The sequence below is a fragment of the Mucilaginibacter conchicola genome (genome assembly GCF_003432115.1).
GTDB classification, from domain to species: domain Bacteria; phylum Bacteroidota; class Bacteroidia; order Sphingobacteriales; family Sphingobacteriaceae; genus Mucilaginibacter; species Mucilaginibacter conchicola.
Genome location: NZ_QWDC01000004.1, coordinates 72,879 through 87,843, shown reverse-complemented (window position 1 = coordinate 87,843; position 14,965 = coordinate 72,879). Strand labels below are relative to the sequence as shown.

Here is a 14,965-nt window from a genome sequence, read left to right as displayed (position 1 = left end):
ATGTTCGTTTTTTATGCCACGTACATTGTTCCGGCAAGTGCGCTTATTCCAATCTTTATTGGTTTAAATAACTACCGGTTCCTGCCGGCTGCATTTAAAATACTACTTGCGTTCGTTATTTTTGGCAGCCTGTTTAACTTGCTGATGATCATAATTGCATCAAAAGGTTACTATACCGTAAAGCTGATGAGCTTTTATACGGCCATGGAGTTTGCCTTTATTGCTGCAATGTTTAGCCGCATATTTGATAAGAAATGGCGGGTATCAATTTATATACTTGTTGCGGTGTTTGCCGCGTTGTGTACCTTTAACCAGGTTTTTATTCAAAACAAGATCGAATTTAATACTTATACCAGGCCGATAGGCGCTCTTATTATTGTTGCCTTTTGCATGGCCTACACTATAAAAAACAGCAGTAACTTACGCCCCTGGGCCGCTGATAGTTTTAACTGGGTAAACACCGGCATTTTAATATTTTATGCCGTAGGATTTTTCATGTTTGTATCATACAACTTTTTCCTGAAGAGAACCCTTTTCAGCGATATTATATGGGGCTTGATTGATACGATATTAATAATAGAATATATTTTATTTGCAATAGGTTTTAGCAAATGCAGATCACAAACAACGACAATACCGCAGTCCTGATCATATTGGCTATGGTGGGGGTATTTATCTTCGTAGCCGCCTTTATTATTTACTCGGTTCGTAACCAGAACAGGCTTTTACGCCAGCGCCAGGAGTTTCAGCAGGCACAGATAGACCACCAGAAAGAACTTCTGCGTGCAACTATTGAGATGCAGGAAGCCGAGCGCAAACGCATTGGGCAGGATCTGCATGATGATGTAGGCACCACCATATCGGGCCTGCGTTTACTCATCGAGATGTTTAAGCCCACCGGCCCTGATGACCCAAGCTTTATCGAGTTTACCCGATCAAGCAAAACCATTATTGATAAGGTTGTTAAAGATGTGCGCAACATATCACACAACCTATCACCTACTACACTGCGTTATTATGGTTTGGCCGCAGCAATAATGGAGCATTGCGGTATTATCAATCAATCGGGCAAGCTGGCAATAACTTTTGAGAACGAGGCCGAGCAGGAGCTTGCTGATTTTCATATCAATACCGCTACTGCACTTTATCGTGTTTTAGAAGAATTGCTGAATAACACCATTAAACACTCGGGAGCCAGCCGTGCCAACATCAGTATAAAAAGAGAGGGTGATAACCTGTTACTTAATTACAGTGATAACGGCAAAGGCCTGTCTGTAAGCCCCGAAGTATTTAAACGCGGCATGGGCATGCAAAATATTGAAAGCCGCCTGCTTAACATAAACGCCGGCTACGTTATACTGCCTTACGAAGCTAAAGGTTTTGCTATCCAGATCACCTACCCTATTCCTGCAAACCAGGCTGCAACAATCGCATGAAAAGCGAAATAAATATAGCAGTTGTTGACGATCAGAATTTATTCAGGCAGAGCCTTGCTATACTTATCAATTCTATCAACGATTTTAAACTGGTTACAGAATGCTCTGGCGGGCAGGAGTTTATTGATGCTCTGCAAAACGGTTGCGAAATTGATGTTGCTATTATTGACCTTGATATGCCGGGCATAAACGGTATCGAGCTTAATAAATACCTGCAGGCAAATTACCCGGCCATAAAAGTGATCATCCTTACCGGGCATGCAAATGAAATGCTGATAACGCAGATGATAAATAACGGTGCGGCATCATACCTGATGAAAAACTGCGATAAAAACGAGTTGATAACCACCATTGAAGCAGTTGTTAAAAACGGGTTCTATTTTAATAACGAAGTTAAAATGGCGCTGAAGAATAGTACCAACCAGCGCAACATCCTCACCAAAAGCATAAGCAACGTACCCATAAAAATAACCCGCCGCGAGATGCAGGTACTTGACCTAATCTGCAAGGACCGTAACAACAACGAAATTGCTGATAGTCTTTACCTTAGCGTGCGCACAATTGAAGGCCACCGTACCTCACTTATCAATAAAATAGGCTGCCACACCACAGCAGGCCTGGTATTATTTGCCATAAAATACCATCTCATCGACCTCGGCTTATAAAAACCACGTAAAATCACGTGATTTTTATTTTTTTCTGTTGGCTCTACTGTTAAATATCCCCTACTGGCAATTAAATATTTAATATTTGAGCAATATTGTTTCAATTAGAGCGAAAATATTGAGTAATTCCATAATTCTCGCAAAAACCAACAGTTGTGGCATTTAGGAGCCTTGGATTTTAAAAAACCGTATTGAGTATATTTACGTATAAATTAAATATTCTGAAAAGTTTTAATAACATAATAAGATTGATTAGATGGATAGGATATTTATTACAAATCAGATTAAATTTGATATATTAACTACAGGTGGCATGCCGGCTAACAACCCCTACAACTTACTGGCTGCCACAACCTTAATAAAAGTTGGCTACAACGATGAAATTCGCTGCCGTTTGCTTGAACAAAGGTTACACCAAATAGCACAAGAATATAACACCGGTAAAAGGGTTATGGAAGGGGCTATTTCTCAAGATCTGACTGTACGCGAGTGTATTCAACTGGTTATTGCCTAACATTTTAATGTTCCTGAAACCTATCGCTTATGACATCATTTCTACCTCAGTACTACGAGCTTTTAAAGCGGGCCGTTATCACAACATCCGGTATTAGCAATATTACGCCGCATGATTGCCGCATAATAGCTGCCGATATCGTAAGAAAAACTAAACAAAGTGTTAGCGAAACTACGCTCAAACGCATTTTTGGCTTCGCATACAGCAAATTTAGGCCATCAATATTCACTATTGATGTAATGGCCAAGTATTGCGGTTATAAAGGCTGGGAAGATTTTTGCCAGAACCAGGAAACCAAACTTACCAAAACTGCCGAACACACTACTCCTGATTGGAACAGCCTTAAACTCAACGCCGAAAAAATAACCAATTTTACTTTACAGGTTTTACGCAATAAATCGGGCATACCATACAGCCAAACCATAACACGCCGGGTTGTATCAGACCATTTAGACGATTTTTTAACCGGCGACCAAACTGCTACCGTATTGGCAGCACCTGCCGGCCACGGTAAAACTATTGCCTTATGCCACTGGATACAGGAACGGTTATTGAACAACGGCGCCGGTAACAACAACGATATTATCTTGTTTTTTAGCACCAGTGCACTCATGAACGCTTTTTTAAGCGGGCAGGACATTAACCATTGGCTGCTTGCTTTGCTGGGCTATACCGCAAATGATGATGTTGCATCGATATTTGACCAGCAACGTGAAAAAGGCGGCAATTTTTACCTCATCGTAGATGCTTTTGACGAGCATGTTTACAAATCTGAACAATACAGGTTATTACTGGCCCAATTGCTTGATATACTTGCACTTTACCGGTATTCGCCATGGTTTAGGCTTATATTAACCATGCGCTCGTTCACCTGGATAAACAACAGGCACGAGTTTAATACCAGCGACGATAAGTGGTTCATCAGGTTTATTGGCGATGAGAACAGTGCCGTTAACGTACCACTTTTTGATGCTAACGAGGTTAAGCAGCTTGCATTAAAAATAAACCCTGCGCATCATTATAACGCACCAACAGATATAGCCTTACAGTTTAGCCATCCGCTGTATTTTCAATTTTACTATAAGCAAAACACCGGCAACTTTACGCTTAATAATATTAGCCAGGTATGTTTGTATGAGCTTGTATCGGCATTTATTCTCGGCAAGATATACATGGGCCCCAACTCGGCAGAAAAACTGCTGTTTCTACAAGGCCTTGTAGAGGGGATGGATATACCGAATAACAATTTCAGTGTATCTCGGGCTAAAATAAACGGCCTCATTAAGCAATATCCGCAAGCATACCAGGATATGCTGAGCATAGGTTTCTTACGCGAAACCAACCAAAGCACAGGCCTGCACTACAATGCCCATGTACAGTTTACAAATACACATTTCCAAAACCACGCTTTAGCTAAATACCTGCTATACAATAACAACTCAATTTTTGACGAGGTATTGATAGAGCAGGTAAACAAACTGCTTGAAACGAACGGGCAAAAAGTTGCCGTTTTACAGTGGTGCGTACTTTATGCTTTTAAAAACGGCCAACAGGAAAACTTCGAGTTGCTTACCCACGCAAAACTAAGCCTAACCGAAAAATCTGAACTGATAAACTTTATGGGTGATATGTTCTCAGAACAATGCACCACAACAGGGCAACCGGAGTGGCTTATATCATACTTTAAGCAAGATGCCAGCCCCGAGTTATTTAATTATTTTTTTGGTTTTGAGTTTATAAACATCAAATACAAGCGAACATTGTATGGCTTATTAAAGTTTAATTTAAGCAACCGTAAACGCGTACTTATATACACCGCCCTGGCCATGACCGCTATATTGAAGCTGGACATGAATGATTTGGAAGACAGCATAAAGAAACTAAGAAGCCTGCCGCCCGAAAGCTTTAATAAGTTTGCCATAAACCCACTTAAGTGTTTAGATGCTATAAATACCTATTTTAAAACTGCCGAAGTAAAGAGAGAAGTAGGTGTTGAATTAACCAAATTTTATTTCAACCCACCTAAAGAGGGCAACTATTTTGCCGATACAGCCTCGCATGATATGCTTTTCTTACTGGGCGCTTACACTTTGATCTTATTTCAAAAACCGCTCAAAACACTGCGTTACATCAACGCGCTTGAACAGCATTACAAAAAACCGGAGGTATCTGCCCATCACGGCTACGCATATTTTGTAGAAGCCGTTAAAGCCGATAGTTACTACAAGCTGAATAAAACAGAGCCCCTGGTAACCACATACCAACAGTATAAACAGCTTTACAAGCAAAGCCCCGAAACTTTTACCGATTATATGAAAACGGTTTTCTACTCCTTAAGGTTAAAAGCCAATCTGAGTATTAAAGATTACCGCCATCTTATTGAAGATACCCGGATGTTTATGGATGCCGCCGGCGATCATAACCTCTCAAAAGCCTTAATGCTGGGCATGATAACGAGAACTACCGAGCTAAGCGAAATTTACCCGCAGTTTTACAAACAATGCCAGTATGAGTACGCGAAAATGGTACGCGAAAACGGCCTTTTAAAAGAAGCGTTTATTCCGGAAATGACAACTCCTAATTAGCCATAACCAGGCTGCGCGGCTTGCAAGAATGTATTTTTCTTGTTACATAACATTGCGGTAACTATCTTTGCGCAAACCCCTATTAAGAAAAATGACGCTTACACTTACGCGTGGCAATGCTGCACGCAATACCATATACTTTTTATGGTTTGGGCTTAGCCTGTTCTTTGTTATCAAAACCGTTGGTTCACATCAGTCGCTTAACAACTACATCATTTTTAAGCACAACTTCCTTAATGTTTTACATCAGCTAAACCTATATACTCCACAGCCGGAGTATTATTATGACCGTAACCATTACGGCCCCGTATTTGCGCTAATAATTGCGCCCTTTGCTTTATTGCCAGATAGCATGGGGGTTATCCTTTGGGTAATGTTCAACGCCTTTTTCCTGTTCCTGGCTATCAAAAGCCTGCCCATAAAAACCAAACTATCAGACTTTATCCTGCTGCTTTGCGCCAACGAACTGGTTGGCTCTTCGTTATATTTTCAGTTTAACCCCAGTGTAGCTGCGTTTATCATCTTTACATTCTACTTCATTAACACAAAAAAAGATTTTTGGGCTGCGCTAATGATCATGTTAGGCACCATGACCAAGCTTTATGGCATAGTGGGCCTGGCGTTCTTCTTTTTCTCTGATAACAAACTGAAACTGATACTTAGCCTTGCTTTTTGGGCCGTAGTTTTATTTGTGTTACCTATGGCCATATCGTCGCCCGGTTTTATTATACAAACTTACCATGACTGGTATTATGACCTGATAGCCAAAAACACCGAAAACATGACAGCCAAAATGCAGAACATATCTGTTTTAGGAATGATTGCCCGGGTGTTCAATATCAGCAACTTTAATAACACAGTGGTGCTTATACCTGCAATATTGTTGTTCCTGCTGCCTTATCTGCGTATCAGCGCGTATCGCTTTCAAGGTTTCCGCTTGTTGCTGCTGGCTTCGGTATTGATATTTACTGTAATATTCAGCAGTTCGGCCGAGTCGCCTACATACATTATTGCATTAACCGGGGTTGGTATCTGGTTCATGAACTTAAAGCGCCCGGTTACTAAATTTGATATTTTCCTGTTGGTATTTGCCATAATCATTACCAGCCTGTCGCCGTCAGATCTGTTTCCCAAGTCTATAAACGTAAAGTATATACAGCCATACAGGCTAAAATCTTTGCCTTGTTTGGTGATATGGCTTAAGATAATTTACGAGATGCTTACCCGAAATTTTGAGGCAGAACAGCAAAATGTAAGCGCCCCGTCAGAATTAAAACTTGCATAATAATTAATATAAGTTTTACTTATATTCGTAACATAAATGTTACATAATTCAACATCGGCTGTATCATTTGGATGTTGAATTGCGTAATGCTTACAAAAGGTATTAATCACCCCTATTAGTTGACCCCTACATGCGCACCAGTAAGTTAATATCTGTTGTTGTGCCTGCCCATAATGAGGAAGGCAACATCAGTGAACTAACCAATCACATCATAGAGCTATTCAGTTCTATAGATTATGATTACGAACTTATTTTTGTAGATGACGGTAGTGAGGATAACACCCTTAACGAGATAAAGCTTAATGCCCGCCTGCACAGCAACGTTTACTTTGTTGAGCTATCAAGAAACTTTGGGAAAGATTACGCACTTAAAGCCGGCCTGGCGCTTGCCAAAGGCAATGCAGTAATTACCATTGATGCCGATATGCAGCACCCGCCACAGCTTATAAAAAAGATGCTGAACTATTGGGAAGATGGCTTTGATGTGGTATATACTTACCGCGAAACTGCTAACCGCCACGCCAGATTTTATCAGCGCATCACCTCTAAGCTTTTCTATAAAGTGATAAACACCTTATCAGACATTAAGCTGGAGAACGGCATTGCCGATTACCGCCTGATAGATGCTAAGGTGGTTAAACAATTGAGAGAGCTTGATGAATCTGAAATATTCTTCAGGGGCATTGTAAAATGGGTGGGCTTTAAGCAAATCGGCTTCCCATACACACCATCAAAAAGGCATACCGGTAATGCCAGCTATTCTTTTTTTAAATTGTTAAAATTTGCTATTGGTAACATTATGGCCTTTAGCGCACGCCCCTTGTATGTTGCGGCCGGCATTGGGCTTGGTTTTGCAGCATTGGCTATTTTGTACTTCCCCTATATTTTGATAAGTTATTTGGCCGGATACGCCGTACCGGGTTGGGCATCCATAATTGCATCTATCGAGTTTTTAGGTGGTATGCAACTATTTCTGCTTAGTGTTATCGGTATTTATGTAGGTAAAATATTTGTGCAATCTAAAAACCGGCCAAGCTATATTATCCGCTCAACTAATTTAATTGGTAGCCACGAAGAATTAAACTACCCTATTAACAAATGATCCTTTTAGGTTTTGATCTTGAGGAGTTTGATTTACCAATTGAATTGGGTAATGCAATTAGCTTTGATGAGCAATTAACTATATCAACCTACGGCAATACGGCTCTATTGGCACTGTTAAAGGAGTTTTCGGTTAAAGCCACATTTTATTGCACCGCCAATTATGCCATCCACAAACCAGAGGTTATTAAACAAATAATAATGGAAGGCCACGAGATAGCATCGCACGGGTACTTCCATTCGGCATTTGTGAAGGAACATTTATTGCAATCGCGTTTAAAATTGCAGGAGATAGCGGGTGTACCGGTAACTGGTTTCAGGATGCCGCGTATGATGCCTGTTGATGAGCAGGAAATTGCCGATGCAGTTTATACTTACAACTCATCACTAAACCCAACATGGTTGCCCGGCCGTTACAACAATTTCGATCAGCCGCGTACATGGTTTTATAAAAACGGAGTGCTGCAGTTACCTGCCTCGGTTTCGCCGGGCTTACGTATACCACTATTTTGGCTCAGCTTTCATAACCTGCCTATGTGGCTTCTTAAAACACTTAGCGCATCAACGTTAAAAAAAGATGGTTATTTAAACCTGTATTTCCACCCCTGGGAGTTTTTTAACCTGGAAACAAAACCCCAGTACGGTTTACCCTCATACATCGTACGAAACTCGGGCAACAACCTGCTGCAACGCCTGCGTGGTTTTATTACATGGGCAAAAAGCAAGGGCTATACCTTTGAGCGTACTGCTGATTTTGTTGGTAAGGTAAGCCGTTGATATGATAATAACAGGCATTAAACCGGCAGGTAAAAGAATAAAAAATGTGGCATTCATTTCACATAATGGGCAAAATGAGCACCTGATATTGAATGCACAAAAGCACATTTCTATTTAAATTAAAACTGGCTTTCTTTTTGCCTGTCGCGAAGCAAACAATAACACTATATTTGATAAATAATTACCTAAACCGCATGAAATTTTCTTTAAAGACCTCAGTCTTGTTACTCGCCACTCTTTTTGCTGTATCATGTAAAAAAGATTCACCTATTATTAAAAATGTAGAAAACCCGGCTGTAAATGCTGCCTTGGGTAAACAAATAGCAATGGCTTTTTATCAGTCTGGCAACAGCGGCTTAAAAAACGTTTCAGAAAATGGTGTGAAAGCTGTTAGCGCCCGTGGCCCGATAATTATGGACTACCAAAATACTTGTGGCCAAATTGAAAAAAGTAATATAAACACCAGCAATATTTTTGGTGATACCACCCGTACTGTTACAGGAAACAGGGTTTTCACTTATCTGTGCGATGGCTATTACCACAACAGTTGGAACATTGATGCCTATCGCCTTCAGGATACGGTAACTACCACAGAAACCGGTACCGGTTTCAAAAACATTTATAATACAAGTATTGATTATCATGTAAAGTCGTTAACGGCCTATTACTCTCAACTTGAGATAGAAGGTGCCACAACTTCAGACTCATATAAATCAAAGGTTATAAACGGTGTTGTTTCTGAGTATAATAAGATCTCGATATCGTACAACTGGAAAAAGGTAGCTGCGCAACGCCCCGCGCCCGGGCAAAACCCCGTTTATCTTGCAGGCGAAATTGAGTTTACCGTTTTAGTTTTTGATAAAAAAGGGAACGAAGTTAATAACACGCAGCCAACAAGCAGCTCAAGCGGATATATGCAACCTTGGGCTAACAACACAATGAGGGTATACTTTAATATACCCGGCTCACCCGGCAAAACAAAAGCTTACCAGGTTGATATGAAAACAGGGGAAGTTACAGAGCTGAACTTTCAACAATATTAACAGATCAGAAAAACAATAAAAAAGCCGTTTGTGATTTACAAACGGCCTTTTTATTGGGCTAATATTTTTATGAGAATTGATGTTTAAGGCTAAATGCGAATAAAATAGCGCCGGCAGATACTGAGAGCATCATGGCTATTATGAGCTTGTTCAATAATTTCATGCCGGGCTTAATTAGAGTGATAAGGTTCAGGTTTATAATGGCAGCTTTATAGTAAAGCTCAAATTAAGATCCTGTTCCTTTAACTGCTTTCATTAGGTTCTGTGGGGGGCAGTTGCGCACAAAAATATTGCATCATCATAGTAAAAAAATACCCACTTGTTTGTATTTTTAAAACATGATGAAGTTAAGTGAGGCCGAGCAGCATACCAAGTTACAGGCACAACTGTTTACTTTGGATAAGCAATACGGCGTAAATCTTGAAATGATCAAAATAATTGGCGACCTGCTGCCCGGTGTAGTTCTGGTTAATGATATGCGCACCATGAAAAACGCTTACATGAACCGCATGGGCTGCGACTATCTCAGAAAATCGGCCGAAGAACTGGAACTGATGGGCCCTGAGTATTTTGTTGATGAAATATTTTGCCCTAAAGAAGTAAGCCTTATTACCCATACTTTTAAAGGCGTAATAGAGCGCGATGATGTTGCCGAAACCATGGGCTTTTATCAAAAGGTAAGACCAAACAAACAAACCCACTGGGGCCGCTTTTACCTATCGGGTAAGTTACTGGAGCGCAACACCGGGCAAACCATTATGCTGGGTATGGCTGCAGCAGCCCACAACAACGTGTTAAACCAGGTAGAAAAAATATTAGACATTGAAAGCCCTTCGCCGGTACAGTTTCAGCAATTCAGCTCGCTTACCAAACGCGAGAAACAGGTATTGCGCCTTATTTCGCAAGGCTTAAGTAATGCCAATATATCTGATCTGTTATACCTGGCACCATATACCATTGAAACCCACCGCAAAAATATCAACCGCAAATTGGGTACAAAAAACATCCGCGAGTTGATCCTTATTGCGCAGCGTTTTGGGCTGTAGTTGCCTTTTAACTATATCACATAAGCATTAGTTTTGCCAGAGATATATTAATGAAACTTAAAACCTTATTATTTACGCTTTTGCTTTGCAAAGCTTTTACTTCATTAGCGCAAGCAGATACCTTAAGGGTGCATTTTGCCATCAATTCTACGGTGCTATCGGCTGGCGATAAAAAGCTGATCGATTCGCTCGTACTCAACTGCTACACAGTTAAAAGCCTTACAGGTTATGCTGATTACCTTGGTAGTAAAACCGGTAACCAAACATTATCCGAGCGGCGGGCACAGGCGGTACAAACCTACTTCAAATCTCTCGATCCTAAATTTAACGTGCTTGCAGTTGGTAATGGCATGTTAGCGGATAGCATAACAGGCATTATCGGCAACCCAGATAATCGCCGGGTAGATATTGTTGCCGTACGCCCTGTACAGGTTGTTCCATCCGCTCCTAAGCCAACCAAACAGGATAGCTTAAACGAAGTATTCAGGAAGAAAATACAGGAGTTAGACAACATTCAAATAGGCGAAGCCCTGCAATTAAGCGAGCTTAATTTTTATGGCGGCAGGCATGTACTTACGCGCCAGGCTTTGTTCTATATGGATATTTTGCTGGATTACCTGCAAAAGCACACGGACATTAAGATTGAGATACAAGGGCATATCTGTTGCGAATTTAACCTTAAAGATGGCTACGATTACGACTCGCGCGACAAGCATTTATCGGTTAACCGGGCCAAAGTGGTGTACGATTACCTTGCCGATCACGGTATCAAAAAAAACCGAATGAGATATAAAGGCTTGGGCGCTACCAAACCTAAAATATACCCCGAAGAGACGGCGGCCGATAAAGATGCCAACCGCAGGGTTGAGATAGTAGTAACGGCAAGATCTGCCGATACCGGTGAAGAATAACAAAAAAGGTCGCCCCTCCAAAAAACAAGGGCGACCTTTTTAATATAAAAACCTCAGCTATTGAGCATTCAACGCACCGTATATTTCAGCAAACAGCAGGCCGCTGCCACCGCCGTAGTGCTGCACAATTTTCACCTGCGGATGTATACCGGTGAATGTTTGGCGCAAATGCCTTTCAGAATCGGCATCAACACCCGCACCTATCAGCACCACGGCATGCTTGGTGGCTTCAAAAGCGTTTATAGCACTTTCGTCAGTTTCGCAGCCGGTGGCCTTCCACTCCGGCTTGTTGTTTATCAGCCTCACAACCGTTGCCAAAATTTCGGGGTGGCGGCATATCACCAGTATTTGGATATTTTCCATGCTTAAAATTCCATTGGTACTTCCATCAGCAAAAATTCGGCATCGGTTTCGGCAGTGATATCAAAACCATCTGTATCCCATATCCCGAAACCATCACGGGTGTTCAATAGCTGGTCGTTAATTTTTACATCACCTTTTAAAACAAAAACGTAAACGCCCTGCCCCGGTTTGTGCAACTTGTAATTTACGCTAACGCCTTTGTCAAACCCGCCAAGGTTAAACCATGCATCCTGGTGGATCCAAACGCCTGCATCGTCTGCATTTGGTGATAAAACCTGCTGTAGTTTGTTGTGCCTTTCGCCGGCCTGCAAAGTAAGCTGGTCATAACGCGGTTCAACGTTACGTTTATTAGGGAATACCCATATCTGCAGAAATTTAACCTGGTTATGCGCATCGCTATTGTACTCGCTGTGGTAGATGCCTGTACCGGCGCTCATCACCTGTATATCACCGTTTTTAATTACGGCAACGTTGTTCATACTGTCGCGATGTTCCAGATCGCCCTGCAGCGGTATAGAGATGATCTCCATATTATCGTGCGGGTGCTCGCCAAAACCACGGCCGCCATCAACACTGTCATCATTCAGCACGCGCAACGCACCAAAATTTATTCGTTGAGGATTATAATAGCTTGCAAAACTAAAACTGTGGTAACTTTTTAACCAGCCATGATCGGCGTATCCGCGGGTATCTGCTTTATGCAATATTGTTTGTGCCATTGTATTTTTCCTTAATTGTTACACAAAGTTAAGGTGCAAAACACTGAACGAACTTAATGTAGATTAAGAGTGGGCAGGGAAAATTTGAGCGGTTAAACGGCCAGTTGAAGCAATGCAAAAGAGCCGTCTTTATAATGCAAAGGCAAATCAGGAGTATAATCTACTTTTGTATCGCCAAGGTATGTGAAACCGCATTTAATGTAGTAATTGATCAGCCTATCATTACCGGCTCCGGTATCAATCCTGATATACTGCAACTGATTGGCCGCTGCAAACGCCTTTGACCATTCTATGATCTTTTCAACCAGGTTATTTCCGCGCGCCACCGGGTTGGTTGCTATTCGATGAATATAAATTGCAGGAATAGCATTTGCATCCTTCCAAATAAGAGGGTCGCTAAGCGTGTACAGAAATGTACCGATGATATGGCCATTGCCCAATATTTTAAAATGGCGATTCTCTGCCAACTCCTGTTCAACCATCTCACGTTCAAAACCCAGCCAATGATTATTGCCAACCTTTTTTTGATAAGCAATGGCTTCATTATAGAGGTGAAAAATTTCATCCAGATCATCAATCCGGGTCGGCTCGATTTGTATGTTCATCAGCTTGGCTACTTTATAAATTTCTGTGGCGCTAATCTAATACCTGCAACTGAAAGAAAATGTCAAAAACCAAAAAAGCCCGATCTTTCGATCAGGCTTTTAATTACCGTGGAGAATATCGGAGTCGAACCGATGACCTCTTCCCCGAAAGCATTCGGGGCACGCAAGCGCTCTATCTAGCTGAGCTAACCCATTCTATATACTTTCTGCTCTTTTTCCTTTTAATCTCCCGTTCCCTATTTTGAGCAAGATCTCTGGTTTCAAATACTTCCAAATGTTTAAGACACCAATCGTTCGCCTTAGAAGTATAGGTTGAAAAACCTGAATTATGTTGAATAAGGCGCTGCTCAATATCGTCTGTTTGACCGACATAATAGCGATCAAGTTTTAAAGAATAAATGATATAACAACAATATTCCATAAACAAAAAATCGCCCTTTCGAGGCGATTAATTTACTAAGTGGAGAATATCGGAGTCGAACCGATGACCTCTTGCATGCCATAAACTTTTATGCCCCATTCAATGTTGTTCAAATAATCACAAACTATTTAACTATCAATTACTTACAAAAATTTATTTTTCATTTTATTTCATAAATTCGTCCATTTTTCCGATTTTAGTATTCCCATAGTATACCCATATCGCTATTGGGGATACTATAATATACGAGGTTGAATATGGAAGTTTTAAAGAAAGTAACGCTAAGAGCGGATAGAGCGGATGCGAATGGTGAAAGGGAAATTCGGATCAGGCTTACATTTTACAAGGAACAAAAATACCTTTCCACCGGACATAAGTCGAAGCCTGAACATTGGGATTTCGAAGCAAACGAACCTAGTTCGACTCACCCTAAATTTAGAATTATTAGCAGGGCCATTGAGGACAAACTGGACGACATTGATTTTGAGCTCAAATTAATGAAAAAGAATGGGCATGAATTTATTTCCCTTGCTGACCTTATTGATAAACTAAAAAAATCGGACAAGCCTGTAATACCAGCAAAGTTGTATGCATTCACAGATAATATAGTTGCAGAACTCATGGCTGCCGATAAGATCGGTTATGCTGACACGTTTCACAATATCAAGGAATACGTACTGAAGCATGTCTTTGGCGAAAAGGACAAGGCTTTCGTAAATTTCACTAAACCTGATTTCGAAGCGCTGGAATTGTATCTTATCAAGCAGGATTTGAAAGAAACCACAATGAGTGCATATTTGCGTACATTCTACCGGATCTGGAATCTTGCGATCAAAGAGGGCATGTGTCCAAAGGATCATCATCCTAAGAAGTTCATCAAGTTTAAACCATATAAGAAATATAAAACGAGTAAACGTGCTATATCAGCCGGTGATATGAAGCTGATTGAGGGCTATGATGCTGATTATGGTAGCAGAATCTATCGTAGCCAGCAAATGTTTTTGTTTAGTTACTACTGCAGGGGGATCAATTATAATGACATCGTTAAGCTTAAAGAAGCGAATTTTAACGGAGACATTGTCCGATATAAGCGAAGCAAAAACGGCCGCTTATATGATTTTAAACTTCATTCCAAAGCGAAGGCAATTGTTGACGTTTTTAGAAATTATCCTATTCAGAGTGATGGCGGATATGTATTCCCTATCCTGAAAGCTGAACATGATACGGCAGCCAAGATCGATGCCCGGATCGACAGCGGATTGAAGGACCTGAACGAAGATCTTAAAAAGATCAAAGATGCAAAAGGCATTGACCGTGTAGTCACATCCTATGTAGCACGACACTCCTTTGCCACAAATTTAAAGCATAAAAAGGTTGATGTTAGTCTGATCCAGGAAGCTATGGGTCATGAAACGGAAGAAGTTACCAGAATCTATTTGGAAGACTACGATGATGAATTAGTGGCCAGCAGTATTGAGGAGGCACTGGATTAAT

16 protein-coding genes and 1 tRNA gene are annotated in these 14,965 nt (G+C 40.9%); 12 read left to right on the top strand and 5 right to left on the bottom strand.

Features of this window, described 5'->3' with window-relative positions; translation table 11 throughout:
* From D0C36_RS21125 to D0C36_RS21075, 11 genes are all read left to right on the top strand, one after another.
* Entirely contained in the window at positions 1 to 648 is a 648-nt protein-coding gene (locus D0C36_RS21125) for a hypothetical protein (RefSeq protein WP_117393717.1), read from the top strand.
* Positions 612 to 1,436: a sensor histidine kinase gene (locus tag D0C36_RS21120; protein ID WP_117393716.1), complete on the top strand. Its 825-nt coding sequence runs from the start codon at positions 612 to 614 to the stop codon at positions 1,434 to 1,436. The genes D0C36_RS21125 and D0C36_RS21120 overlap by 37 nt, the downstream gene beginning before the upstream one ends.
* Complete coding sequence (locus D0C36_RS21115; RefSeq protein ID WP_117393715.1) at positions 1,433 to 2,101, top strand: response regulator transcription factor; 669 nt, start codon at positions 1,433 to 1,435, stop codon at positions 2,099 to 2,101. Before D0C36_RS21120 ends, D0C36_RS21115 begins: the two co-directional genes overlap by 4 nt.
* A 256-nt stretch (positions 2,102 to 2,357) precedes the next feature.
* Entirely contained in the window at positions 2,358 to 2,615 is a 258-nt protein-coding gene (locus D0C36_RS21110; protein ID WP_117393714.1) for a hypothetical protein, read from the top strand.
* Between the two features lie 29 nt (positions 2,616 to 2,644).
* Complete coding sequence (locus D0C36_RS21105) at positions 2,645 to 5,200, top strand: NACHT domain-containing protein (RefSeq protein ID WP_117393713.1); 2,556 nt, start codon at positions 2,645 to 2,647, stop codon at positions 5,198 to 5,200.
* Between the two features lie 91 nt (positions 5,201 to 5,291).
* Entirely contained in the window at positions 5,292 to 6,485 is a 1,194-nt protein-coding gene (locus tag D0C36_RS21100; RefSeq protein WP_117393712.1) for a glycosyltransferase family 87 protein, read from the top strand.
* 130 nt (positions 6,486 to 6,615) lie between these two features.
* Entirely contained in the window at positions 6,616 to 7,587 is a 972-nt protein-coding gene (locus D0C36_RS21095; protein ID WP_117393711.1) for a glycosyltransferase, read from the top strand.
* Positions 7,584 to 8,363: a polysaccharide deacetylase family protein gene (locus D0C36_RS21090; RefSeq protein ID WP_117393710.1), complete on the top strand. Its 780-nt coding sequence runs from the start codon at positions 7,584 to 7,586 to the stop codon at positions 8,361 to 8,363. The genes D0C36_RS21095 and D0C36_RS21090 overlap by 4 nt, the downstream gene beginning before the upstream one ends.
* A 194-nt stretch (positions 8,364 to 8,557) precedes the next feature.
* Positions 8,558 to 9,406, top strand: coding sequence for a hypothetical protein (locus D0C36_RS21085; RefSeq protein ID WP_117393709.1), 849 nt, complete (start codon positions 8,558 to 8,560; stop codon positions 9,404 to 9,406).
* Positions 9,407 to 9,744: 338 nt separating this feature from the next.
* The gene (locus tag D0C36_RS21080; RefSeq protein WP_117393708.1) at positions 9,745 to 10,452 is read left to right on the top strand and encodes a response regulator transcription factor; all 708 of its coding nucleotides are present in this window, start codon (positions 9,745 to 9,747) and stop codon (positions 10,450 to 10,452) included.
* Positions 10,453 to 10,502: 50 nt separating this feature from the next.
* Entirely contained in the window at positions 10,503 to 11,363 is an 861-nt protein-coding gene (locus tag D0C36_RS21075) for an OmpA family protein (protein WP_117393707.1), read from the top strand.
* 57 nt (positions 11,364 to 11,420) lie between these two features.
* Here the strand turns inward: D0C36_RS21075 and D0C36_RS21070 are convergent, their stop codons facing one another.
* From D0C36_RS21070 to D0C36_RS25025, 5 genes are all read right to left on the bottom strand, one after another.
* Complete coding sequence (locus D0C36_RS21070; protein ID WP_117393706.1) at positions 11,421 to 11,726, bottom strand: hypothetical protein; 306 nt, start codon at positions 11,724 to 11,726, stop codon at positions 11,421 to 11,423.
* A gap of 2 nt (positions 11,727 to 11,728) precedes the next feature.
* Positions 11,729 to 12,445 carry a pirin family protein gene (locus D0C36_RS21065; protein ID WP_117393705.1) on the bottom strand — a complete coding sequence of 239 codons (717 nt, stop codon included), beginning with the start codon at positions 12,443 to 12,445 and terminating at the stop codon, positions 11,729 to 11,731.
* A 92-nt stretch (positions 12,446 to 12,537) separates the two neighbouring features.
* On the bottom strand, positions 12,538 to 13,050 hold the full coding sequence (locus D0C36_RS21060) for a GNAT family N-acetyltransferase (protein WP_117393704.1): 513 nt from the start codon (positions 13,048 to 13,050) through the stop codon (positions 12,538 to 12,540).
* Between the two features lie 109 nt (positions 13,051 to 13,159).
* Positions 13,160 to 13,242: transfer RNA gene (locus tag D0C36_RS24605), tRNA-OTHER, on the bottom strand.
* A complete protein-coding gene (locus D0C36_RS25025) occupies positions 13,223 to 13,471 on the bottom strand; it encodes a GIY-YIG nuclease family protein (RefSeq protein WP_117393703.1) in 249 nt (82 codons plus the stop codon). Before D0C36_RS25025 ends, D0C36_RS24605 begins: the two co-directional genes overlap by 20 nt.
* A gap of 257 nt (positions 13,472 to 13,728) precedes the next feature.
* On the opposite strand from D0C36_RS25025, the gene D0C36_RS21050 reads away from it, so the two are divergent.
* Positions 13,729 to 14,964: a tyrosine-type recombinase/integrase gene (locus tag D0C36_RS21050; RefSeq protein WP_117393702.1), complete on the top strand. Its 1,236-nt coding sequence runs from the start codon at positions 13,729 to 13,731 to the stop codon at positions 14,962 to 14,964.
* The last annotated feature ends 1 nt before the right edge of the window (position 14,965 follow it).

Coding starts and splice junctions, on each gene's coding strand:
- D0C36_RS21125 (WP_117393717.1), top strand. CDS start 1: ATGTTCGTTTTTTATGCCACGTACATTGTTCCGGCAAGTGCGCTTATT.
- D0C36_RS21120 (WP_117393716.1), top strand. CDS start 612: ATGCAGATCACAAACAACGACAATACCGCAGTCCTGATCATATTGGCT.
- D0C36_RS21115 (WP_117393715.1), top strand. CDS start 1,433: ATGAAAAGCGAAATAAATATAGCAGTTGTTGACGATCAGAATTTATTC.
- D0C36_RS21110 (WP_117393714.1), top strand. CDS start 2,358: ATGGATAGGATATTTATTACAAATCAGATTAAATTTGATATATTAACT.
- D0C36_RS21105 (WP_117393713.1), top strand. CDS start 2,645: ATGACATCATTTCTACCTCAGTACTACGAGCTTTTAAAGCGGGCCGTT.
- D0C36_RS21100 (WP_117393712.1), top strand. CDS start 5,292: ATGACGCTTACACTTACGCGTGGCAATGCTGCACGCAATACCATATAC.
- D0C36_RS21095 (WP_117393711.1), top strand. CDS start 6,616: ATGCGCACCAGTAAGTTAATATCTGTTGTTGTGCCTGCCCATAATGAG.
- D0C36_RS21090 (WP_117393710.1), top strand. CDS start 7,584: ATGATCCTTTTAGGTTTTGATCTTGAGGAGTTTGATTTACCAATTGAA.
- D0C36_RS21085 (WP_117393709.1), top strand. CDS start 8,558: ATGAAATTTTCTTTAAAGACCTCAGTCTTGTTACTCGCCACTCTTTTT.
- D0C36_RS21080 (WP_117393708.1), top strand. CDS start 9,745: ATGATGAAGTTAAGTGAGGCCGAGCAGCATACCAAGTTACAGGCACAA.
- D0C36_RS21075 (WP_117393707.1), top strand. CDS start 10,503: ATGAAACTTAAAACCTTATTATTTACGCTTTTGCTTTGCAAAGCTTTT.
- D0C36_RS21070 (WP_117393706.1), bottom strand. CDS start 11,726: ATGGAAAATATCCAAATACTGGTGATATGCCGCCACCCCGAAATTTTG.
- D0C36_RS21065 (WP_117393705.1), bottom strand. CDS start 12,445: ATGGCACAAACAATATTGCATAAAGCAGATACCCGCGGATACGCCGAT.
- D0C36_RS21060 (WP_117393704.1), bottom strand. CDS start 13,050: ATGAACATACAAATCGAGCCGACCCGGATTGATGATCTGGATGAAATT.
- D0C36_RS25025 (WP_117393703.1), bottom strand. CDS start 13,471: ATGGAATATTGTTGTTATATCATTTATTCTTTAAAACTTGATCGCTAT.
- D0C36_RS21050 (WP_117393702.1), top strand. CDS start 13,729: ATGGAAGTTTTAAAGAAAGTAACGCTAAGAGCGGATAGAGCGGATGCG.